This is a genomic window from Acinetobacter sp. P1(2025), from assembly GCF_051390655.1.
GTDB classification, from domain to species: domain Bacteria; phylum Pseudomonadota; class Gammaproteobacteria; order Pseudomonadales; family Moraxellaceae; genus Acinetobacter; species Acinetobacter junii.
In genome coordinates, this window is sequence record NZ_JBPKBJ010000155.1 from 1 (window position 1) to 1,160 (window position 1,160).

The window sequence follows — 1,160 nt, forward strand, 5'->3', positions numbered from 1 at the left end:
GCTTGGTTATACGAGGACCAATTGGTTGTACGATAGATTTTAGGTGTAGGCTTCTTCATCTGGAAATTATATTACTGAAGAAGCCTTCAAGAATAGCTTTGTGCAACAAAGCCTCTAAAACTCGCAATTAGATGATTAAAAGGTACATTTAACTGTTCAATTGCCGCAATTAAACCTATTTTGATTGCAGTAGGATATACATCGTTGGTCGACTGAGACATATTCACATCATTGTTAGGATGTAAGTATTGATATTCTCCTTTGCTATGGCCTAGATATTCCAATCCAATATTTGCCACAACCTCATTTATATTCATATTGGTTGAGGTTCCAGCACCACCTTGGATCATATCCACCATAAATTGGTCATGATATTGGTTATTTAAAATCTGCTGGCATGCATATTGAATTGCTTTGTTCTTATTTTCATCAATTTTATTTAATTTAAGATTTGAATAAGCACACGCAGACTTAACCATTGCCAATGCTTTAATAAAGTTTGGAAACTGGCTTAATTTACTTTGGCTTAAATTAAAATTCTCGATTGCTCTTAAAGTTTGTACACCATAATAACAATTCGAAGGAATTTCTTTAAAACCCAATAAATCTTTTTCACTCCGCGTATTAATCTTAATGTTCATTTGAATAAATCCTGTACGACTATATTTTTATGTTAAAAGACTGTGTGTGTTTTTTCTAATGTAAAAAAATATTACTACATGCATTTTTTGCATAATAGATTATAATAGTGTATGAGCATGCATTAAGGATAATTTATGACCTTGGAAATTCGATGGATTGAAGATTTACTTGCATTAGAACAGGAAAAATCAATCTCCCAAGCAGCAGAGATCAGGCATGTAACTCAGTCCGCCTTCTCACGTAGACTACAAAATATTGAAAATGCTTTGGGTTTCCCAATCCTCGATCGAGAAAGTAAAAATATTGATTTCACTGAAGCTGGACAAATTTTATTAGCTACTGCTAAAAACATTCACAACCAACTTTCAAGCACAATTACCTATTTAGAAAAAAATATTAAAAACATAGGACTTACGCACTATTATTTATAGATTCTCTGTGGTAGCAGATGATTTTTATCGAGAATAAAGTCATCAATGAAGTTTTTGATCATTGGTCTAAATAATTTCTTCTGCCAA

General features: G+C 32.2%; 2 pseudogenes. One reads left to right on the forward strand and one right to left on the reverse strand.

Going from position 1 to position 1,160, the window contains the following annotated elements:
* Window positions 1–113: 113 nt before the first annotated feature.
* Window positions 114–641 (reverse strand): annotated as a pseudogene (locus ACSC97_RS18130) (lyase family protein); the annotation flags it as partial.
* A 135-nt stretch (window positions 642–776) separates the two neighbouring features.
* Here ACSC97_RS18130 and ACSC97_RS18135 point away from each other — a divergent pair.
* Window positions 777–1,046, forward strand: a pseudogene (locus ACSC97_RS18135) (LysR family transcriptional regulator); the annotation flags it as partial.
* Window positions 1,047–1,160: the final 114 nt, after the last annotated feature.